Below are 19,703 nucleotides of genomic sequence, written 5' to 3' on the forward strand. Positions count from 1 at the left end.
GAATATGCCTGGCGAAACATTTTTGTGAGCCGGCGTTTGTGCAGGAACAATTGAGTGAATGGAAAATAGCGGAGAGGGTCGTTTGAATCTGGAGAAGTGAAAGCTTTCCGAAGGAAAGCTGCATCGGAAGCATATGCTGCGTTCGCCTTTGCAATCGGAAGATCAAACGAGCAGCGCAGCGTCACATTCACGAATCAGTTTTATAAAATAGCGAGGTGAACAAAAATGCTGAGCGATACGATTGCAGCCATATCCACCGCCGTAGGTGAAAGCGGCATAGCCGTCATCCGCGTCAGCGGGCCGGAGGCGATCGCCGAAATAGGGCGCGTGTTCCGCGCCAAAACCCCGCTGCCGGAGGCAGAGACCCACACGGTCCATTACGGGTTTATCGTCGACCCGCAGACGGGCGAGAAGCTCGAGGAGGTGCTGGTCAGCGTGTTTCGGGCGCCCCGCTCGTTCACGACGGAGGACGTGGTCGAGATCAGCACGCACGGCGGGATCATCTCCGTCAAACGCGTGATGGACCTGCTGCTGCTGCAGCCCGGCATTCGCCTTGCGGAGCCGGGGGAATTTACGAAGCGTGCGTTTTTGAACGGGCGGATCGACCTGTCGCAGGCGGAAGCGGTGATCGATCTGATCCGCTCCAAGTCAGACCGGGCTTTTTCAGTGGCGCTAAAGCAGGTGGAAGGCGATTTGTCGCGGAAAATCAAAACGTTGCGTCAGACGCTAGTGGAGACGTTGGCGCATATTGAGGTCAACATCGATTACCCGGAGCATGATGTGGAGTCGATGACGATGGCGTTTATCAAGCAAAAATGCGCGGACGTGTCGGAAGGCATCGACGGACTGTTGAAAACGGCCAGTCAGGGCAAAATTTTGCGCGAAGGCATCACGACGGCAATCGTGGGACGACCCAATGTGGGCAAGTCCTCGCTGATGAACGCTCTGGCGCGGGAAAATAAAGCGATCGTGACGGACATTCCCGGAACGACGCGGGATGTAATCGAAGAGTACGTGACGATCAACAACATCCCGTTGAAATTGCTCGATACGGCGGGGATTCGCGAAACGATGGACGTGGTCGAGCAAATCGGCGTGGAGCGCTCGAAGGCGGCGGTAAACGAGGCGGATTTGATCCTGCTCGTGCTCAATAGCGCGGAGGAGCTGCATGAGGACGAAATCGCTCTGATGGAGCAGCTTGCCGGCCGGTCCACGATCGTGCTGCTTAACAAAATCGATTTGCCGCAGCAGTTGGATCGGGAGATTGTGCGGCGTTATTTTAATGAGGAATCGGTTGTGGAATTGTCGGTAAAAACGGAGGAAGGGCTGGGTCATCTGGAGGAGGCGATTGCCCGCCTGTTCTTTGGGGGTCAACTGGAATCCAACGATTTGACTTATGTCAGCAACGTCCGGCACATCTCTTTGCTCAAGAAAGCGAAGCAGTCGCTGGCCGATGCTTATGAAGCGGCGGATAGCGGGATACCGATCGACATTTTGCAGATTGACGTCCGGCTCGCCTGGGAGCAGCTTGGCGAAGTGATTGGCGATTCGGCGCCGGATGCGCTGATCGATCAGATTTTCTCGCAATTTTGCCTGGGAAAATAAAGATTCCGGACGTATCAGCCGAGTCTGTTCATGGTATGATGATACGGAAGATTTTAATTTTTTATTTTTTAAAAATAAGCAGATGGAGATTCCTCTTTCTGTGGGATATAAGGAGGTTGTTTATAATGGGGTATGCTGCCGGAAGCTTTGACGTCGTCGTCGTCGGCGCGGGTCATGCGGGCTGTGAAGCGGCTTTGGCCGCGGCGCGGATGGGCTGCCGTACGCTGATGGTGACGATCAATTTGGATATGATCGCTTTTATGCCGTGCAATCCTTCGATCGGAGGTCCGGCGAAAGGCCATGTGGTGCGTGAAGTGGACGCGCTGGGCGGGGAAATGGGCCGGAATATCGATAAAACGTTCATTCAAATGCGGATGCTGAACACGGGGAAGGGGCCGGCTGTACATGCGCTGCGGGCGCAGGCGGACAAGTTCCTGTACCAGCACACGATGAAAGAGACGATGGAAAAGGAACCAAACCTGACGATGCTGCAGGGGATGGTGGAGGAACTGATCGTGGAGGACGGGCAATGTGTCGGCGTCATCACGAAAACCGGCGCGGAATACCGGGCCAAAGCGGTTGTGGTGACCACCGGCACCTATTTGCGCGGCAAAATCATTATGGGCGAACTGATGTACGAGAGCGGACCCAACAATCAGCAGCCGTCCGTCAAGCTGTCGGAAAATCTGCGGGAGCTAGGGTTTGATCTGATTCGCTTTAAAACCGGCACGCCGCCGCGGGTGCATAAGGATACGATCGATTTTTCCCAGACGGAAATTCAGCCGGGCGATGCAAAACCGAAGTTTTTCTCTTATGAGACGAAAAGCTCCGACAACGAGCAGTTGCCTTGCTGGCTGACCTATACCTCGGAAGAAACACACAGAATTATTCAGGATAACTTGCACCGCGCCCCGATGTTTTCTGGCGTGATTGAAGGTACCGGACCCAGATACTGCCCATCCATCGAGGATAAAATCGTGCGGTTCAGCGACAAGCCGAAGCATCAGATTTTTCTGGAGCCGGAAGGCAAAAATACATCCGAGTATTACGTGCAAGGCTTTTCCACGAGCATGCCGGAAGAGGTGCAGTTGAAAATGCTGCGAACGCTCCCGGGCTTGCAAAACGTGCAAATGATGCGGACCGGTTATGCGATCGAATACGACGCAATTGTGCCGACGCAACTGTGGCCGTCGCTGGAGACGAAACGGCTGCTAGGCTTGTTTACGGCAGGGCAAATCAACGGCACATCCGGTTATGAGGAGGCGGCTGGTCAAGGGATCATGGCTGGGATCAACGCGGCACGCAAGGTGCAGGGCAAAGAGCCGGTCATTTTGGACCGTTCGCAAGGGTATATCGGCGTGCTGATCGATGATTTGGTCACCAAAGGGACAAACGAACCTTACCGTTTGCTGACGTCCCGTGCGGAATACCGCTTGCTGCTTCGCCATGACAATGCTGACCTGCGGTTGACGCCGATTGGGTATGAGATCGGATTGATTACCCAGGAGCGGTACGACCGTTTTCTGGATAAGAAAAATAAAGTCGAGCAGGAAATCGAACGCCTTAAGGTGGCGAAGGTCCGTCCCTCGGAAATCAATCCGTTGCTCGAGTCGGTTGGTACGGCTCCGATCCAAGACGGCAGCAATCTGCTGACCATTTTGCGTCGGCCGGAAGTGACGTATGCGCATATCAGCTCGCTTTCTCCTTCTGACGTGGAATTGGATGAAGAAATGCAGGAGCAGGTTGAAATTCAGATCAAATATGCGGGATATATCGAAAAACAGCTGCTTCACGTTGAGAAGTTACAGAAAATGGAAAAGAAAAAAATCCCGGATAATATCAACTATGAGGATGTTCAAGGGATTGCGACGGAAGCGCGTCAGAAGCTGGCGAAAATCCGCCCAATTTCGATTGGGCAAGCATCGCGGATTTCCGGGGTCACTCCTGCGGACATTTCCATTTTGCTGGTGTATCTGGAACACTATAATCGTGTGACCGCAGCGGGAGGTTGAGGTAACCATTGGATTCGATACAATCGGAGTTCCTTGCTCTGCTGAAAGATCATGACATTGAACTTTCGGAAAACCAATTAAGCCAGTTTGAGACTTATTTTAAGGAACTTGTTTCCTGGAATGAAAAAATGAATTTAACCGGGATTACCGAACGGCATCAAGTGTACATTAAGCATTTTTACGATTCCGTTACCCTCGCTTTTCATATTCCGATGGGGGAGATTGTTACGATGGCGGATATCGGGTCTGGTGCCGGTTTTCCCGGAATCCCTTTGAAAATTTGTTTTCCTCATTTGCAGCTGACGATCATCGATTCGTTGAATAAGCGGATCCAGTTTTTGCAGCATGTTGTCGATCAGCTCGGACTGCAGAACGTTCAGCTTCTGCACGGCAGGGCGGAGGATTTGGGCCGCCAGGAGGGATTAAGGGATTCGTATGATTTGGTCACCGCGAGAGCGGTCGCACGAATGGCGGTTTTGAATGAATTTTGTTTGCCTTTTGTCAAAGCGGGTGGTGTTTTTGCGGCGATGAAGGGCAGCGATCCTGAAGAAGAGGTCAAAGAAGCGGCTTTCGGCCTGTCGCAGCTTAATGGCCAATGGGTGAACACCGTACCGTTTACGTTGCCGATGGAAAACTCCGATCGTCATCTTGTCATCATTCGCAAAATAGGCCCAACGCCTAAAAAGTATCCACGCAAAGCAGGAACTCCGGTCAAGTCTCCACTTGTATAAATTGTTTCACCCTCTTAGCAAAATGTTCCACGTGAAACATCCCGCTAAGAGGGATTCTTTTCTGCAATATTCTTTTAAGTTCTCAAAAGAAGATAATAGGATTATAGAGGAAAAAGTGGTAGAATAGATATATCGGGTTCGTGTTGAGATCATTCTACATAGAATAGCGCCTATTTTGCCATTTAGGCTTTATTGGGCGTGTTGTGGTTCGTGATGATCTTAACCTTTAAACTATTTTTTGATTGTACTGCTTTTCCATCCCATATCGGGATGCTCCCCGTAAGGCTTGGCCTTATGTCACTATGAAACTAGGTGGTAATTGACGGAATGAAAGAACAATTTTCTAAATTGTTTGGTTTAACCGAACGGAGCAGCGGCGATGAAGTAAAGCAAATCCCGGTGGGGGAAATTGTCGGCAGTCCTTATCAGCCCCGGACCATTTTTGACGACGAGAAGATTGATGAATTATGCCAAACGATTAAGACTCATGGCGTCATCCAGCCGATTGTCGTTCGTCAGCGCAATGACAAGTATGAGATCATTGCCGGAGAGCGGCGTTGGCGGGCGGTCAAAAAGTTAGGGTTGGAGACGATCCCGGCTATTTTGCGCGATTTCAACGATTCCCAGGCCGCTTCGATCGCGTTGATCGAAAATCTGCAACGGGAAGGTCTTACCTCGATTGAAGAAGCTATGGCTTATCAAAATCTGATTGATCTTCATCAATTGACGCAGGAAAGCCTGGCGCAAAGATTAGGGAAAAGTCAGTCGACCATCGCTAACAAAATTCGTTTGCTTCACCTTCCGGAAGCTGTGAAAACGGCGCTCATGGAACGGAAAATTACGGAACGTCATGCGCGTGCTCTACTTTCCTTGGACTCCGAGGAACTGCAATTGAAAGTCCTGGCTGAAATTATCAGTAAGGAATTGAACGTGAAACAAACCGAAGCCAGAATTGCTTTTTATAAGGAAGTTTCGAAAAACAAAAAATCGGCTTCCAGACGGATCTCGTTTACGAAGGATGTCAGACTGGCCTTGAATACGATCCGTCAATCGATCGATATGGTTTCCGGTTCAGGATTGCAAATTAAAACGGAAGAAAAAGATCACGATGATCATTATGAAATTGTCATTCAAATCCCTAAGCGTTCCTAGAATGCTCGCTGACCCTTACCGCGAGGTTTGCTGGTCAGCTTCTTTTTCGCAAATTCAGCCACATGCTCATGGAATGGAACGTTTTCCTCGCCAAATCATTCGACAGGATCAATCTGTTTCTATTCCATAAACCAGCTCACGGTTTTTTAGGAAATCAACACTCGGATGGAATACGCCCGGGGGGCTTTTTGGTCTTTTTGTAGCTGCAACTTGGCGAATTCGAACATCTTTAAGAACTACAAGAAGATTCTTCTATTATATTGAGGTGAACTGGATTGTCTAAAATCATTGCCATAGCGAACCAAAAGGGGGGCGTCGGAAAAACGACGACTTCCGTCAATTTGGGAGCTGGACTTGCTGCGATTGGAAAAAAGGTGCTGCTCATCGACATTGACCCGCAGGGGAATACGACGAGCGGCGTTGGCATCAATAAAGCGGATGTAGCAAACTGCATCTACGACGTCCTTATTAATGAAGTGCATCCTAAAGAGGCCATAGCGCATACTGAAATCGAAAATTTGGACATTATCCCCGCGACGATTCAGTTGGCCGGTGCTGAGATTGAGCTTGTGCCTACGATATCCCGTGAAGTTCGTTTGAAAAAATCGCTTCAACCGGTTCGTAAATTGTATGATTACATTCTCATCGATTGCCCGCCTTCCCTTGGCATTTTGACGATTAATTCGTTAACGGCCGCCGATTCCGTGTTGATCCCGATTCAATGCGAATATTACGCCTTGGAAGGGCTAAGTCAGCTATTGAACACCGTTCGGCTGGTACAAAAACATTTAAATACTTCGCTGCAAATTGAAGGTGTATTGTTGACTATGTTTGATGCACGCACCAACCTTGGGATTCAAGTGATTGAAGAGGTTAAAAAATATTTTCAGCAAAAAGTGTACAAAACGGTTATTCCGCGCAATGTTCGGTTGAGTGAGGCGCCTTCTCATGGACAATCGATTATTACGTACGATCCACGCTCTAAGGGTGCGGAAGTATATTTAGAGTTGGCAAAGGAAGTGGTCTCTTATGAGTAGCAAACGATTGGGGAAAGGATTGGACGCTCTCATACCGTCGCTTTCTATTCAAGACGATGACAAGGTCATTGAGATTCCTCTCAACCAGCTTCGTGCCAATCCGTATCAACCACGTAAAACTTTTGATGAAGAAGCTATACGGGAACTGGCTGAATCCATTCGCCAGCACGGAGTGATCCAGCCGATTATTGTGCGCAGCGTGCTGAAAGGTTATGAAATCATTGCCGGGGAACGCCGATTCCGTGCTTCACAATATTGCGGGAATACGACGATTCCAGCGGTGGTAAGGAGTTTTTCCGATCAACAGGTTATGGAAATCGCACTGATTGAAAACTTGCAGCGGGAAAACCTGAATGCGATGGAAGTGGCGGTAGCTTACCAAGGATTGATGGATCAATTTCAACTCACCCAAGAGGAGCTGTCCTTGAAGGTGGGGAAATCCCGGTCCCATATCGCTAACTTTTTGCGGCTGCTGACATTGCCGGATGAAGTTAAAGATTATGTTTCACGTGGAACATTGTCGATGGGACATGCTCGTGCATTGGTTGGATTAAAGGATCCGGCGACGATCAAACAGCTGGCCAAACAGTGTATTGATCATGAGTGGAGCGTTCGCGACCTGGAGGAAGCCGTTCAGCAACTCGATCGCAAAAAACAGGAAAAACCAAAAAACACCAACAAAAAACGTGATCCTTATATTGAAGAAGTAGAAGAGAATTTGCGGGAACGTTATAAGACGACCGTCAAAATTAAGTCGAACAAGGATAAAGGGAAAATCGAGATCAATTATTACAGCTTGCAGGACTTGCAAAGAATCCTTGATATGTTGAGTTAACCGGGCGATGACATATTCATCTTTTCCGTGAAGCGGCTTGCTTTAAAGGGGAGAGGAATATGTCATTCTTGGTCTGACGTAAAAGAACTGGGGAGGATGTGGGGGACGAATGAAGGATCGGCCGGTGATATACCTGGATCATGCAGCCACATCTTGGCCAAAACCTCCTAGGGTAGGAGAATCCATGTTGGAAATACTAAATGGACCAGCTGCCAATGCGGGGCGTGGAAACCACAGCATGGCGCTGCAAGCGGGACGGGTGTTGTACAAAACGCGGGCCCAGCTTGCAACTTTGTTTCATATCTCAAACCCTAATGACATTGCGTTCACCTCCAATGCGACCTCAGCTTTGAACATGGCGATCAAAGGATGGGTCAGGCCGGGAGACCATATCATCGCGACCATGGTTGAACATAACTCGGTGAGAAGACCGCTTGAATATTTGCGGCGAACCCAAGGCGTGATGGTGGACTATGCAAAAGTGAATCCCCAGGGCGGAATCGATCTTGATCAATACCGGTCCATGTTTCGTCCCACCACAAGACTGGTCGTTTGTACACATAGTTCAAACCTGCTAGGATGCATTTTGCCTGTAAAAGAGTTAAGCACCATAGCCCATGAACAAGGGGCAGTTCTGTTGCTTGACGCTTCTCAAACCGCCGGCTCCTATCCGATCGATGTCAAGGAGTTGAGGATCGATATGCTGGCGTTCCCCGGACATAAGGGGCTTTTGGGACCCCAAGGGACCGGAGGACTTTACATCGATCCGGGCATCGATTTGGAGCCTTTGCTGCATGGCGGGACAGGAAGCCAATCAGAGGAGCCGGAGCAACCGGCAGTTCGGCCGGATCGCTATGAAGCCGGTACGGGGAATGCGCCTGGAATCGCCGGTCTTGGAGCGGGAGTGGGCTATGTGCTTAATGAAGGAGTCCAAAATTTATACCGTAAGGAATGGGACTTAACCCAGAAATTAATGGAACAGTTGCTTGCGATAAAAGGCGTGTCCATATTAGGTCCGGAACCGGGGGAACCTCGTACAGGCATCGTCGCTTTTACGATAGCTGGACGAGATGCCTCAGAGTTGGCTTTTACACTGGATCGGGAATTTGGCATCGCCGTGCGGGCCGGTTATCATTGCTCGCCGCTTGGGCATGAAACGGCCGGGACCTTGGAAGGTGGAGCGGTTCGGGCCAGCGTAGGGTACAATACGACGAACAGCGATGTCGAGGCGCTAGTTGCGGCCTTGAAATCGATCACCAAGTCATTTTAGGCATAGGGGAGTAGACATTAGCATGCGGGATTGGAATGATCTCATCTTAGACCAGTTGTTTCCGATAGTTGGCATAATTATCATTTTGTTTGTTTGGTTGTTCATCTGGAATTTGGTCCAGGGCGGAAAATTGCGGAAAATGAGAAAAAAATACGATCTAATGATGCAGGGGAGCGGCGTTGAAGACCTGGAAAGCCTACTCATTGATCTGAAAATGCAGCAAGGTAAAATTGAAGATATTCAAGAAACTCAAGCGCGGCAACTAGGTGAATTGCAGCGTTTGATGCCGAAGCAAAAAGCAAAGATCGGGATTAAACGGTATAACGCCTTTGGTGAACGAGGAAACGACCTGAGCTTCTCAATTGCTTTTATCAACGAAGAACAGGATGGGGTTGTGCTTACCGGAATATTCAACCGGGACGGTTCCTTTGTATATGCCAAGTCTTTGTCGAAGGGCGAATCATCGCATGCGTTATCTCCGGAAGAACGGGAAGCTATTGCCCTCGCCGCGATAAAGGAGTAAGGTTCCGATTCCATTCTTTGATCGCGGTGTAAACGCAATTGGCAATGATATCCGAAAGCCGCATCACAAGACTAAGCCGCGTGTTTTGCAATACAAAATACTCCATAAAGCCGCCGACATTGACGATGCCCGTTAGATGGATATCGCCGACCGGCGGCAGTTCTTTATTTACCCCCGCGCCGGGACGCAGCGGCCCTTGAACGACCTGGATCGACCCGACGCTCGACGTTTGGCCGAGGCAGGCATCAATACCGATAATAAATGGGGCGGCGAAAGTCCGGTTGATGAGCTCGAGCGTATCCTTGAGATTCATGGCATGAACAGGCTCGTCAAGCGTCCCGAAAAGATGGAAATCTGGGCAATTATATTTTGCGAGAGAAGTGCCTACCAATGGGCCAAGGCAATCTCCGGTCGAACGGTCTGTCCCAATGCAGATGACAACGATCTCCTGTCCGGGAGTCATTTGGGCAAAATGCAGCAGCAGGCGATGGATGATGGCGGAATGAATTCCTGGTTCGGTATGGGCGATTTTTAAATGCGGGATTTGTTGGTCTGAGATTGACGGCTGAAGCTGTGACATGGAATCTCCCTTTCTTCGAGTAAAATAAGTGTCAAAACAGTTCGTAGATTTAGTAGATAGTATATGGAAGAAACCGGGATTATATACTCGGACTATAGTCATGTATTCAAAAAAGGGGGAACGTCAGTGGGGGAAGCGTGGCTGGTGATGGCCTTTGATTCAACGCAGCAAGCTTTGCGTGCGGAAATGCTGCTGGAATACGCCGAGATAGACATCGATTTGTGTCCGACGCCCAAGGAGATTACCGCAGGCTGCGCCTTATCGATCCGGTTTCCGTCAGAGGCTCTGGAAAGGGTAAAGGAGATCATTCGCAGCGAGACGGTGGAAATTCGGGGCATTTACTCGCCGCAGCCGATGGGCTATGATAGCATAGAGCTGTAATCCGTCAGGATTTGTTCGAAAGGATGATAGATGCAATGTGGTTGGAGACGCAAACGGATGAAATGCTGAATGCCGCTGTTACCTGGAAGGATAAAGTTTGGAACTGGTTTTTAGATATGGATATGTGGCAAGGCGTGCTGATTTCCGCATTGAAAATACTGCTTATCTTTATTTTAACCCGTTTATTTGTGAAGGTGATCTATCGCCTGATCGATCGTTCCTTGGAGCGAAGGGAAAAGAACCGGCTGCAAATGAACCCCCGCAGACTGGTGACCGTAGGGGAGTTAATGAAAAATATAACGTCCATTACGGCGAACTTTATTTTGTTGATGCTGGTGTTGGGGGAGATCGGTTTTGAACTGGGGCCGTTGTTGGCGGGTGCCGGCGTGTTGGGATTGGCGATCGGTTTTGGCGCACAGGCTTTGGTGAAAGATGTGATTTCCGGTTTTTTCATTATATTGGAGGATCAGTTTGCGGTTGGGGACGTCATTCAGACCGGCACTTATAAAGGAACGGTGGAGATGATTGGTCTGCGTTCAACGCGGCTGGTCAGTTGGACCGGAGAGGTGCATATTATACCGAACGGCACGATTACCAATGTGACCAACTATTCCATCGGTAACGCGTTGGCCGTTGTTGACTTATCTTTTAGTCAAACCCGCAGACTGGAGGAAAGTATAGCACTGCTGAAAGCTGCGATGGAGAAACTGAAGAAGAACCATCCTGATATTTCCCAGGTGCCCAATGTGCTTGGCATTCAATCCATGTCGTCCAGTGAATACGTCATTCGGATCGCGGCGGAATGTTCGCCATCGAAACGTACGGAGGTGGAGCGCTTGATTCAAACCTTCGCGAAGGAAGCTTTGGAGGATGAGGAGATGGGGAGAGGAAGTGCAGTAAGTCAGTAGAGTTAAGGGGATTAATGCGTGTAGAAAGGGGAAAGGCCATGGAGCGAAAATCTTTTCAATTGGGCGATATTGTGCAAATGAAAAAAAACCATCCGTGCGGGAGTAACGAAATGGAAATTATCCGCATGGGGATGGATATCCGCATTAAATGCGTGGGCTGCAAGCACAGCGTACTGGTGCCTCGCGCCAAGTTTGAAAAAAACATGCGCAAGGTGCTGCGTTCCGCGGCGGCGCCGCAGGAAACGGAGCAGCAGCCTCCAGAGCAGGGGGATTAAGGGCCTTCGGGACATGTGTAAAACAATTTGTAGAACATTTTACCCGGCTGCCCGTATGCGTATCATCATTAGTTCAACTTATATAGTTCCCGGCAGAGGTGGTTTGACGCTTATGGCGCCGAATGCACCTCTTTTTTACATAATTTGAACAAAAGGCTCGCATTTCCTTAATATATAGGCAGTATGCTAAGTTCAGAACGGGGAAGAGGTGAGAAGCATGAGTGGCTACCCAATTATCGCCTCCATTACTCAAGACATCATGATCTCTGCTGCTGTAGACGGTAAAGTCGAGCGCGTTATTTTGATGGCGGGCAACATAATGACGCTGGATGAGATCGTCAAGCAATTACGCAAAAAGAACAAGCAGATCTACGTTCATGTCGAAATGGTGGGCGGAATCGGCCGGGATGCCTCGGTGATCGAGTATTTGGCCGAGATGTTCGCCATCGACGGCATTGTCACGACAAAAAGCAATATGGTTGTGGCGGCAAAACAGGTTGGCATCAAGTCGATACAACGGGTATTTGCGATTGATTCGGCAGCGGTGGAAACGGCAATTCGCATGATCCAACATTGCGAGCCGGATGAGGTGGAACTCATGCCTGGGCTGATGCCGCGCATTATCCGCGAGTTTAAGCAGAGGATCGGCCAGCCGTTGATAGCGGGAGGGCTAATTCGCAATCAGGAGGAGATTGACACAGCCTTCCGAAGCGGGGCCAGTTATGTGTCGATCGGAAATCCCGATTTTTGGAACGATTTTGCCACCGGCAGCATGCCGAAGCAGCATTTGTCCCAAAAGTGAATAATGCCTAAGGGTGGAGACTCTGAGAAAACCCAAAAGCAGCCTTCCTTGCTAAAATATGCACGGTGTAGGTTGTTTTTTTGTTTTTGGCGTTTTTTGCTGTTTTGGCTGAGGATGGGATTTACATAATTTGGATGTTGTTTGATTTGCGTTATTCTATTGCATTGGTACAAGATCTATGATACAATAAAATTCGCTGTGGAGAGGTACCCAAGAGGCCCAAGGGGGTTGACTCGAAATCAACTAGGCGTCGCAAGGCGTGCGTGGGTTCGAATCCCACCCTCTCCGCCATTATACACAAACCGCATCAATATGGTTTGTACATACCTGAATGATTCCAAGCCTTCTACGTTAAAGTCGCGTAGGAGGCTTTTATTATGGATAAATGAAATGGAGAGAAGACGTTAATTTTTAGCGCTTGACAGTCAAACCGGTAACCGATCGTGGCAAGAAATATCGGAAGGGCGTTGAAAGCTTGAGAGCTGGGAGGACCGGTGGGTTGGTCGGCTGATCAACATCCACTGCCCGGACGCTTTGCATGATTATCCCGTTTGATCTGGAAGCAGAGAGGATGGTAAATTCAGGAGAAGAAAATAGGTTTGGGAGAAGCAGACATGCTCGAGATCGTTAGACAGGTTTGTGAGAAGGAGGTTTAGGAGAAGTGAAGCAGACCTGACGAGAGGAGCGGGGCAAGACACCAGGAAAAATGAAAGGACCGTGATTAGCCCCCACTCTCTACCCCCTGAACTAAAGGGATAATCCTGCAAAGCAGCATGCAGGATACCAAGACACGAACGCTATAGACAGCCACCTCAGAGCCAAAGTCATAATTTATTTTGTCAAGCACTGATCTCGGTTTTGAGCCAGTATCTAAGTTACTTCAAGGGATTTAGCAAAAATTTACCGTAAATTCCACGAAAAACGCACTATAAAAAGCTGCGAACTCAACAGTCGACGGCCGGTATGTACATTTTGCATATTAATAGGTTTGTTTTTTACTGACAAGTGAAAAAGGCCTACTCCTTTTCTAATACGATCAGTTCTGATATGTCATCGACTTCGAGCGCGTCAGCGATCTTCGCTAAGTGCTCCTTATTGATTACTGTTCGCGAATCTCTGACTATTTCGCTTATCGTGCTTGGACGGAGCTCCGCTTTTTCCGCGAGTTGTAATTGAGTCATTCCTCTCCGCTTGAGAATTTCTCCGACCCTTGAAACAACTGTTCGAGCCATAAAATCGCCTCCATAACGTTATTTTAAAATATCGAAATAGGTATTGACAATGCCGGGATAACGGTTGGTAAAAGCTGTAATGTGTTACTAGCTATATACGAATAGGCAATCCTTCACTGATAATAGCTTTAACGAAGATTAAAGGCTTAGAAGTAGTTATTATGAGCGTAAAGGAGAAGAGACAGATATGATTAGTGTTCACGAACGTTTAACTGAAATAAATAAAAGAGTCGATTCGATTATTGATGATATCTGGGTAAAAGCAGAACTAAATTACAAAAAACTAGAGGCCGAGTACAATAACAAAAGTGCTTCATCACGAGAAAATGGGGAAGTTCTTAGGTGTTCTACATTAAACGGATATAATGAACTATTTTGAAAGGTTCAACCTAGAAACCGGCACTCGACTAATAGTCAGGTGGGTAATCCGTCATTTGGAGCAAACGGTCCTGCATTTCGGAGCTCCAGTATGTCGCTAACGGTTGTGAGCGAGCTTATTTGGCCGAAAAGACGGGACTTCAATTTCTAACGGTTGTAATCGCGCTTATTTGGGTGAAATAGGCACGAATCCGCAGAAATACGGCAAATAAGCTCTGTCGCAACCGTTAAAATTATTTTCCCCTACAATTTAACGAAATAACGTCGTTTACAACCGTTAGAATGACGGCCCCGCTATTTTGAAACGGTAAAACGCCAGACTGGCAGAATCCCACTGCAGTTTTGGCGTTTTTTATGTTCAGACAACTTTTTAATTAAGGAGCTTAGCAGGAGGGAGGTCGTGACAATTAAACGCAAACCCTAAAGCCCAAACTCCAAAATAAAGAAGGACCCTTGCGGGCCCTTCCTGGTTGACGGCGAACTGGATTTTTGGAAATCTTTTCACACAAGCCAGAGAACCATTCGATACTGCCTTAGCATACGCGGATTGGAGAAGAGGGGTCTTATCCAACCCGCGCTCTTACGCTTCTACAAGCAGTGACAAGATACTCCTGATGGTTTGTTTCCTGCGGATTGATCCAACGGAACCACACCTCTCTTGCTCGCCGTCTGAGTATATTATGTGCGGGTTGCCGTTTTTTATACGGAGCAAAAAATTGGAAATTCATCCTTAATGAACCCGAGCTTTTTCTTCCTTTTTCCACTTCCGGTTTTTGTTCGTGGTTTCCGGGAATTTGTCGCCTTTTTCAAGCGTTATCCGCTTGGGGTTTTCAATTTGCGTATGGAAGCTGCGTCCTTCGCTGACTTCAACGTATACGCCGGGATTGGGGGCTCGCTGTCCTTCTTCAAATTCGGTTTGTTCACCCATTGCAGCTTGTTGCCTCCTTTCAGTTCTTTTGAGGAATGATGTAACGTTTTTAGGTTATGTGGCGGGATTCTAATTTAAACCCAAAGTCCGATTTACAAATTATAGAAAAAGTAGTACTATAAGCAAGGAAACTGGAAAATTAAAATAAGTTTCCGTACATGTAGAAATTAGTTGGAGAATGGGGGGAGGCAGGCTGCGGGAACGGATTATCGAAACAGCTTCTCAGCTTATTGGCCGGCATGGTCTGCGGAGGTTTACGCTTGACGATTTGGCCGCACAGCTTGGCATCAGCAAGAAAACCATATACAAGTACTTTTCGGGGAAGGACGAAATCATTTCCGTCTTTTTCGATGAGGTGTTGGGGAGCGATCGAACCAGTACGCTTCAGGAAATGGACAGAGCCACGGAATGGCGGGATCGATTTCGCGCTGCCGTATTTTCCTACCATAAATACAAATTGCCTTTACCCGTTATTGAAGAAGCCCGCCTGATCTATCCCCGGGAATGGGAAAAGGTGGAGGCGTACCGCCGCTTTAAAGTGCGGTTGCTTACCGATTTATTAAACCGGGCTGTACAGCAAGGCTTGCTAAGGCCGACGATCCGTCCGGAAATTCTCATCTATATGATTGAGAAGACGAGTTCCATCATCTATGAGCACCAGTTTCTCCAGGATCATGGTTTGACCTTGAAACAAGCTTGGGAAGAAGTGTATCAGGTTCTGATGAAAGGAATTTGCGAATAAAGGGATGATACAAAGATGATTACGAAACAGCGCTTGACCGGGCAATTGTATGAAAATTACAACGCTTTTCGTGAGTCACTTACCGACATTGAAAAAACACAACAAAATTTACTTATATCTATCATACGCAAAAATGAATCGACTGAAGTGGGATGCAGATACCGGTTTGCTCAAATCCGCGAGGCGGCTCAGTATCGCCAGGCCGTACCGGTTAGAAGTTATAACGAATACGCCCCTGATTTGGAGGAAGCGCAGTGGAAGCCGGGGGTATTAACCCGCGATCCAATCTTTTACTGGGCAAAAACCAGCGGTTCATCCGGCACGGCCAAGCTGATTCCGCATACCCGGGAAAGCCTCGACGTGTGGTTTTGCGCCGCTATGCGCAATTTAATCGGGTATATGGAGTCCGGCGGCGGCTTATTATTGCCGCCCGACGGAAAGGTTTTATCGACGGCGGGGCCGAGGCGGGTTGGGGAAATCAACGGGATCCCGGTTGGCTATATTTCCGGCATCATGAGCTCCTATCACCCAAGGCACAAGGATATCAATCCGGTTCCCGATTCGGTGATGGGGCTGGACAATTATGACCGCAGAATGTTTGAAACGGCCAAGTACGCGCTAAAGCATAATATTGTCGGCATTGGCGGGATTACCAGCTTCTCGCTGAACTTATTGAATTATATCAAATACCGGAGCGGCAGCTTGTTTTCGTGCTTGCCCGAATACCGTGAGACGGTGCGGGCGGCGATGGACGGTGATGGCAATATCGATTTATTGAAGTTGTGGCCCAACTTCCGGGTGATGTTGTCTACCGGCGTACTTTACGATACGTTTATTCCGCAAATCCGGCAATTGTTGGGCGACGGCATATGGGTCAGCGATTTTTATTCCGGCACCGAAGGGGCGTATGGTTGCGTTTATTCCGAACAGGACCCGGGGCTTACGCTGAACGCGGATTTGTATTACTTTGAATTTCGCGACCTGGAAAGCGGCAGCGTGTGCCCCTTGGCGGACGTGAAGCGGGACGTGCCTTACGAAATGATCATTACGGGTTCTAATGGGTTGTACCGCTATACTACTGGTGATGTGGTGAGATTCGTGTTGGCCAATCCGCCGCAGGTCAAAGTCGTCGGACGGACGGTGTCCATGGTCAATATAACGGGGGAGAAGCTGAACGAAGCAGAGATTGCCCAAGCCGTAAATCAGGCTGCCGCCCGGCTTAACCTGAAAGCGGGGCCTCATCTGTTTTTTGGCTGGATGGACCAGGATTGCTTTGTCCATCATTGTCTGGGAATTGAAATGGGGGAGGCTCTGCCGCAGGAGACAATGACCGGATTTATGGACGTCTTTGCGGCGGCATTGAAAGAAATCCGCATTGCCTACCGCAACTATTCGCAAACGATCATTAAGCCGCCGCATTATGTACAATTCCGGCCGGGGACGTTTGCCGCATTGGAGCGGCAAAGAAGCGAACAAACGGGAATCACGGGCCACATTAAAGTTAAGGCTGTAGTTTCGCCGCAATTTTTCCGGGATCATATCGATAAATCTTGGATCGTCAATCAAGATATGCCGCAGGATTGGGAGCAGACGGTTCAATGAACGGCATCGACAAACGCACGACAGAAGGTTTTACAAGAGCAGGGCTGGCTTTTCTGCTTATCCTTAGCACCGCGGTCAGTATCCGGCAGGTCGCAATGACGATGGTGATGCCGTTTATCTCGGTTTATTCCAAATCGCTGAGCGGATATACGCCGACGCTCGCCGGAATGGCGCTGGGCATATTTGGTCTGGCGCAGGCGGTTTTTCAGATTCCGTTCGGATTATGGAGCGATAAAATCGGCAATAAAAAGGTTATTTTGATCGGATTTGCCCAGGTTATCGTCGGGCTTGTCCTCGCTTATTACGCCACCAGCATCTACTGGCTGATTGCGGCCCGCGCGCTCCAGGGGAGCGGGGCGGTCATAGCCGTGGTATTTTCCTGGATATCCGCCGGGTTGGACGAACGGCTGCGTCTGAAGGCGATGAGCATCGCGAGCGCTAGCATCGGCTTTGCCGCTGCGGCTTCATTTGCCTTCGGACCGATGGTGCACCGGATATTGACCGTCAACGAAATGTTTTTGGCATGCGCCTTGATTATTGCCGTAAGCTGGCTGCTTATTTTGTTCTTTTTAAAGGAGCCTGAGAGGGAGCCAAAGGGGACGGCGACAGGCCAGCCTGCAGGGGATAACGTTCCGCTCGGTTTAAAACCGTTGGTGAAGAGTTTGCTGAAAAATACGGCTTACTTAAAATTAAACGCAGCTGCCTTTATCAACAATTATGTTATGGTCGCCGTGTTTTACATTGTTCCGATGTATCTGCAGACGATTACGGGAACGGACGGAATGTGGAAGGTGTTTATGCCGGCGGTGGCCATAGCGATCATCGCTTTAAAATTTTCCGGCCGAATCGCAGCCAAAGGGTACCGCTATGTTTTGCTGCAGGCTGCTTTTTTGCTCTGTGCCGCCGGCATCGCTTTGTTCTATAAGCCGAGCTACGGGTTTATTTTGGCGGGAAGCGTATTGTTTATGGTTTGTTATATCTGTGTGTCCACGATCGCCCAAAGCTGCGTCAACGATATGGCCGACGCCGGCTATCGGGGGACGACCAACGGGATATTCAACAGCATCCAGTATCTGGGGTCATTTATCGGCTCGCTCGTTACGGGCGCCGCTTGGGAAATCGGCCCCCATCTCGCGCTGGACATAACTCTGGCGGTTGCTGTCTTGGGGATTGCCGTGATGCGGGGAACTTACGGCGTGAAGTCCAATAAATTCAAAGATTTGACGGGTGCGGGAAAAACGGAAAGCCAGGGCGGGCGTTAAACCGAAGCAGTCTATATCTCGGGGCCGCCTTGGCCCTTTTTAGGCTTATGCTTGCAGTAGCACGGGCAATTTGGTATATTAATATGGTGCGAGTTTACGCTCGCTCCTTGCTCCCAAGCGCAGCAATTTGGGGGCCATAGTCCAAGAGGAGGTGAATCAGATGCGCAAATATGAAGTGATGTACATTATTCGTCCTGACGTTGAACAAGAAGCTGTTCAAGCTACAGTCGAAAAATTCCAAGGCATCATCCAAAACGGCGGTGAAATTACCAAACACGATGTAATGGGCAAACGCCGGCTTGCGTATGAGATTAACAAGGTTCGCGACGGAATTTACGTGCTCGTAAATTTCACGGCTACCCCTGAAGTGGTTGCCGAGCTTGAGCGGATTTTGAAGATTTCCGACGAGGTTATCCGTTATCTCATCACGAAAGACGTAGCCTAATTGTTCAAGTTTGAGTAAACACTTCCCGAAGGAGGGGATTTGATTGTTGAACCGTGTCATTCTAATCGGACGTCTTACCCGGGATCCCGAGCTTCGCTATACGCCTTCCGGCGTGGCGGTAACTCAGTTTACGATTGCGGTGGACAGACCGTTCACTTCGCAGGGAGGAGAACGGGAAGCGGATTTCATTCCGGTGGTCACCTGGAGGCAACTTGCCGAAACTTGTGCGAACTATTTGCGCAAAGGGCGGCTTACGGCGGTGGAAGGACGTATTCAAGTACGGAATTACGAAAATAACGAAGGCAGACGTGTATACGTAACCGAAGTTATTGCCGACAATGTCCGTTTCTTGGAGTCGAATCGCGAAGGCGGCTCAGGTGGTGGAGGTGGCATGCGGGAGGAGTCTCCGTTTGGAGGCGGCAGCAGCAGCAGCGGTGGCAACAACCGCAGCGGCGGCGGATTCTCGCGCAGCAATCAAGATGATCCTTTCTCCGATGACGGGAAACCGATCGATATTTCGGATGACGATTTGCCATTTTAATTACGGAAAGGACTGAATAGCATGAGCTTCAAACAAAGAGAAGGCGGAGACGACAAGAGACCGGCTCGCCGCGGCGGCCGCAACAAACGTCGTAAAGTGTGCTACTTCACTGTGAATAAAATTACTCACATTGATTATAAAGACACTGAGCTGTTGAAGAAATTCATCAGCGAACGCGGTAAAATTTTGCCTCGTCGTGTAACGGGCACCAGCGCGAAGTACCAACGCCTTTTGACGGTAGCCATCAAACGCTCTCGTCAAATCGCATTGCTTCCTTACACTACGGAATAATCGGCAAGCCGAAAGCGGCAGCCGGAACCTACATGGTTCCGGCTGCTTTTTTTTTGTGACTATACATTTTGCGGCGGAGTAGAGGGCGATGCGCAGGTAGAGAGGGGAGGAGAAGAGGAGTCTGGGTGCTAAGGGACAGCAGAGCCGCTATTTTCGAAAAAACGGAGGTTT

General features: G+C 49.0%; 21 protein-coding genes and 1 tRNA gene. 19 read left to right on the top strand and 3 right to left on the bottom strand.

What is annotated here, in order from left to right:
- The first annotated feature begins 225 nt into the window (after positions 1 to 225).
- The 8 genes from mnmE to ACLD72_RS24630 all read left to right on the top strand — a co-directional run bounded on the left by mnmE (position 226) and on the right by ACLD72_RS24630 (position 9,165).
- The gene (gene mnmE, locus ACLD72_RS24595; protein ID WP_411000833.1) at positions 226 to 1,605 is read left to right on the top strand and encodes a tRNA uridine-5-carboxymethylaminomethyl(34) synthesis GTPase MnmE; all 1,380 of its coding nucleotides are present in this window, start codon (positions 226 to 228) and stop codon (positions 1,603 to 1,605) included.
- A gap of 125 nt (positions 1,606 to 1,730) precedes the next feature.
- A complete protein-coding gene (gene mnmG / locus ACLD72_RS24600; RefSeq protein ID WP_411000831.1) occupies positions 1,731 to 3,617 on the top strand; it encodes a tRNA uridine-5-carboxymethylaminomethyl(34) synthesis enzyme MnmG in 1,887 nt (628 codons plus the stop codon).
- Between the two features lie 8 nt (positions 3,618 to 3,625).
- The gene (gene rsmG / locus ACLD72_RS24605; protein WP_411000829.1) at positions 3,626 to 4,348 is read left to right on the top strand and encodes a 16S rRNA (guanine(527)-N(7))-methyltransferase RsmG; all 723 of its coding nucleotides are present in this window, start codon (positions 3,626 to 3,628) and stop codon (positions 4,346 to 4,348) included.
- Between the two features lie 327 nt (positions 4,349 to 4,675).
- Entirely contained in the window at positions 4,676 to 5,500 is an 825-nt protein-coding gene (gene noc / locus ACLD72_RS24610; RefSeq protein ID WP_411000827.1) for a nucleoid occlusion protein, read from the top strand.
- A gap of 275 nt (positions 5,501 to 5,775) precedes the next feature.
- On the top strand, positions 5,776 to 6,537 hold the full coding sequence (locus ACLD72_RS24615) for a ParA family protein (protein WP_316560449.1): 762 nt from the start codon (positions 5,776 to 5,778) through the stop codon (positions 6,535 to 6,537).
- Complete coding sequence (locus ACLD72_RS24620; RefSeq protein ID WP_411000825.1) at positions 6,530 to 7,372, top strand: ParB/RepB/Spo0J family partition protein; 843 nt, start codon at positions 6,530 to 6,532, stop codon at positions 7,370 to 7,372. Before ACLD72_RS24615 ends, ACLD72_RS24620 begins: the two co-directional genes overlap by 8 nt.
- Positions 7,373 to 7,481: 109 nt before the next feature.
- Positions 7,482 to 8,642, top strand: a complete 1,161-nt coding sequence (locus tag ACLD72_RS24625; RefSeq protein WP_411000823.1) for an aminotransferase class V-fold PLP-dependent enzyme — start codon at positions 7,482 to 7,484, stop codon at positions 8,640 to 8,642.
- Between the two features lie 22 nt (positions 8,643 to 8,664).
- Positions 8,665 to 9,165 carry a DUF4446 family protein gene (locus ACLD72_RS24630; RefSeq protein ID WP_251594781.1) on the top strand — a complete coding sequence of 167 codons (501 nt, stop codon included), beginning with the start codon at positions 8,665 to 8,667 and terminating at the stop codon, positions 9,163 to 9,165.
- Here the strand turns inward: ACLD72_RS24630 and yyaC are convergent.
- On the bottom strand, positions 9,137 to 9,745 hold the full coding sequence (gene yyaC / locus ACLD72_RS24635; RefSeq protein WP_411000899.1) for a spore protease YyaC: 609 nt from the start codon (positions 9,743 to 9,745) through the stop codon (positions 9,137 to 9,139). The two genes, ACLD72_RS24630 and yyaC, sit on opposite strands and share 29 nt — an antisense overlap.
- 147 nt (positions 9,746 to 9,892) lie before the next feature.
- Between yyaC and ACLD72_RS24640 the strand changes: the two genes are divergently transcribed.
- The 5 genes from ACLD72_RS24640 to ACLD72_RS24660 all read left to right on the top strand — a co-directional run bounded on the left by ACLD72_RS24640 (position 9,893) and on the right by ACLD72_RS24660 (position 12,402).
- On the top strand, positions 9,893 to 10,126 hold the full coding sequence (locus ACLD72_RS24640) for a DUF3343 domain-containing protein (RefSeq protein WP_411000897.1): 234 nt from the start codon (positions 9,893 to 9,895) through the stop codon (positions 10,124 to 10,126).
- A gap of 23 nt (positions 10,127 to 10,149) precedes the next feature.
- A complete protein-coding gene (locus ACLD72_RS24645) occupies positions 10,150 to 11,034 on the top strand; it encodes a mechanosensitive ion channel family protein (RefSeq protein ID WP_458476194.1) in 885 nt (294 codons plus the stop codon).
- 38 nt (positions 11,035 to 11,072) lie between these two features.
- Complete coding sequence (locus ACLD72_RS24650) at positions 11,073 to 11,309, top strand: DUF951 domain-containing protein (RefSeq protein WP_411000819.1); 237 nt, start codon at positions 11,073 to 11,075, stop codon at positions 11,307 to 11,309.
- 217 nt (positions 11,310 to 11,526) lie between these two features.
- Positions 11,527 to 12,111, top strand: a complete 585-nt coding sequence (locus ACLD72_RS24655) for a glycerol-3-phosphate responsive antiterminator (RefSeq protein WP_411000817.1) — start codon at positions 11,527 to 11,529, stop codon at positions 12,109 to 12,111.
- 200 nt (positions 12,112 to 12,311) lie between these two features.
- Positions 12,312 to 12,402 (top strand) — tRNA-Ser (locus ACLD72_RS24660).
- Between the two features lie 725 nt (positions 12,403 to 13,127).
- Here the strand turns inward: ACLD72_RS24660 and ACLD72_RS24665 are convergent.
- The gene (locus ACLD72_RS24665) at positions 13,128 to 13,343 is read right to left on the bottom strand and encodes a helix-turn-helix domain-containing protein (RefSeq protein WP_316560419.1); all 216 of its coding nucleotides are present in this window, start codon (positions 13,341 to 13,343) and stop codon (positions 13,128 to 13,130) included.
- Positions 13,344 to 14,451: 1,108 nt separating this feature from the next.
- Positions 14,452 to 14,649 (bottom strand): YjzC family protein, encoded by a 198-nt coding sequence (locus ACLD72_RS24670; protein ID WP_128630846.1) that lies wholly within the window; start codon positions 14,647 to 14,649, stop codon positions 14,452 to 14,454.
- Positions 14,650 to 14,827: 178 nt separating this feature from the next.
- On the opposite strand from ACLD72_RS24670, the gene ACLD72_RS24675 reads away from it, so the two are divergent.
- From ACLD72_RS24675 to rpsR, 6 genes are all read left to right on the top strand, one after another.
- The gene (locus tag ACLD72_RS24675) at positions 14,828 to 15,391 is read left to right on the top strand and encodes a TetR/AcrR family transcriptional regulator (RefSeq protein WP_411000813.1); all 564 of its coding nucleotides are present in this window, start codon (positions 14,828 to 14,830) and stop codon (positions 15,389 to 15,391) included.
- 15 nt (positions 15,392 to 15,406) lie between these two features.
- Positions 15,407 to 16,993 (top strand): GH3 family acyl-acid amido synthetase, encoded by a 1,587-nt coding sequence (locus ACLD72_RS24680; RefSeq protein WP_411000811.1) that lies wholly within the window; start codon positions 15,407 to 15,409, stop codon positions 16,991 to 16,993.
- Complete coding sequence (locus tag ACLD72_RS24685; protein ID WP_411000809.1) at positions 16,990 to 18,255, top strand: MFS transporter; 1,266 nt, start codon at positions 16,990 to 16,992, stop codon at positions 18,253 to 18,255. The genes ACLD72_RS24680 and ACLD72_RS24685 overlap by 4 nt, the downstream gene beginning before the upstream one ends.
- Positions 18,256 to 18,415: 160 nt before the next feature.
- Entirely contained in the window at positions 18,416 to 18,700 is a 285-nt protein-coding gene (rpsF, locus tag ACLD72_RS24690) for a 30S ribosomal protein S6 (protein WP_068784284.1), read from the top strand.
- A 43-nt stretch (positions 18,701 to 18,743) separates the two neighbouring features.
- Complete coding sequence (gene ssb / locus ACLD72_RS24695; protein WP_411000807.1) at positions 18,744 to 19,241, top strand: single-stranded DNA-binding protein; 498 nt, start codon at positions 18,744 to 18,746, stop codon at positions 19,239 to 19,241.
- Positions 19,242 to 19,262: 21 nt separating this feature from the next.
- On the top strand, positions 19,263 to 19,532 hold the full coding sequence (gene rpsR, locus ACLD72_RS24700; RefSeq protein ID WP_082207605.1) for a 30S ribosomal protein S18: 270 nt from the start codon (positions 19,263 to 19,265) through the stop codon (positions 19,530 to 19,532).
- Positions 19,533 to 19,703: the final 171 nt, after the last annotated feature.

This window comes from Paenibacillus lacisediminis, from assembly GCF_046567315.2.

Coding starts and splice junctions, on each gene's coding strand:
- mnmE (WP_411000833.1), top strand. CDS start 226: ATGCTGAGCGATACGATTGCAGCCATATCCACCGCCGTAGGTGAAAGC.
- rpsF (WP_068784284.1), top strand. CDS start 18,416: ATGCGCAAATATGAAGTGATGTACATTATTCGTCCTGACGTTGAACAA.
- noc (WP_411000827.1), top strand. CDS start 4,676: ATGAAAGAACAATTTTCTAAATTGTTTGGTTTAACCGAACGGAGCAGC.
- ACLD72_RS24630 (WP_251594781.1), top strand. CDS start 8,665: ATGCGGGATTGGAATGATCTCATCTTAGACCAGTTGTTTCCGATAGTT.
- mnmG (WP_411000831.1), top strand. CDS start 1,731: ATGGGGTATGCTGCCGGAAGCTTTGACGTCGTCGTCGTCGGCGCGGGT.
- ACLD72_RS24620 (WP_411000825.1), top strand. CDS start 6,530: ATGAGTAGCAAACGATTGGGGAAAGGATTGGACGCTCTCATACCGTCG.
- rpsR (WP_082207605.1), top strand. CDS start 19,263: ATGAGCTTCAAACAAAGAGAAGGCGGAGACGACAAGAGACCGGCTCGC.
- ACLD72_RS24655 (WP_411000817.1), top strand. CDS start 11,527: ATGAGTGGCTACCCAATTATCGCCTCCATTACTCAAGACATCATGATC.
- ACLD72_RS24675 (WP_411000813.1), top strand. CDS start 14,828: ATGGGGGGAGGCAGGCTGCGGGAACGGATTATCGAAACAGCTTCTCAG.
- ACLD72_RS24670 (WP_128630846.1), bottom strand. CDS start 14,649: ATGGGTGAACAAACCGAATTTGAAGAAGGACAGCGAGCCCCCAATCCC.
- ACLD72_RS24645 (WP_458476194.1), top strand. CDS start 10,150: ATGATAGATGCAATGTGGTTGGAGACGCAAACGGATGAAATGCTGAAT.
- ACLD72_RS24665 (WP_316560419.1), bottom strand. CDS start 13,343: ATGGCTCGAACAGTTGTTTCAAGGGTCGGAGAAATTCTCAAGCGGAGA.
- ACLD72_RS24685 (WP_411000809.1), top strand. CDS start 16,990: ATGAACGGCATCGACAAACGCACGACAGAAGGTTTTACAAGAGCAGGG.
- ACLD72_RS24650 (WP_411000819.1), top strand. CDS start 11,073: ATGGAGCGAAAATCTTTTCAATTGGGCGATATTGTGCAAATGAAAAAA.
- ACLD72_RS24640 (WP_411000897.1), top strand. CDS start 9,893: ATGGCCTTTGATTCAACGCAGCAAGCTTTGCGTGCGGAAATGCTGCTG.
- ACLD72_RS24680 (WP_411000811.1), top strand. CDS start 15,407: ATGATTACGAAACAGCGCTTGACCGGGCAATTGTATGAAAATTACAAC.
- ACLD72_RS24625 (WP_411000823.1), top strand. CDS start 7,482: ATGAAGGATCGGCCGGTGATATACCTGGATCATGCAGCCACATCTTGG.
- yyaC (WP_411000899.1), bottom strand. CDS start 9,745: ATGTCACAGCTTCAGCCGTCAATCTCAGACCAACAAATCCCGCATTTA.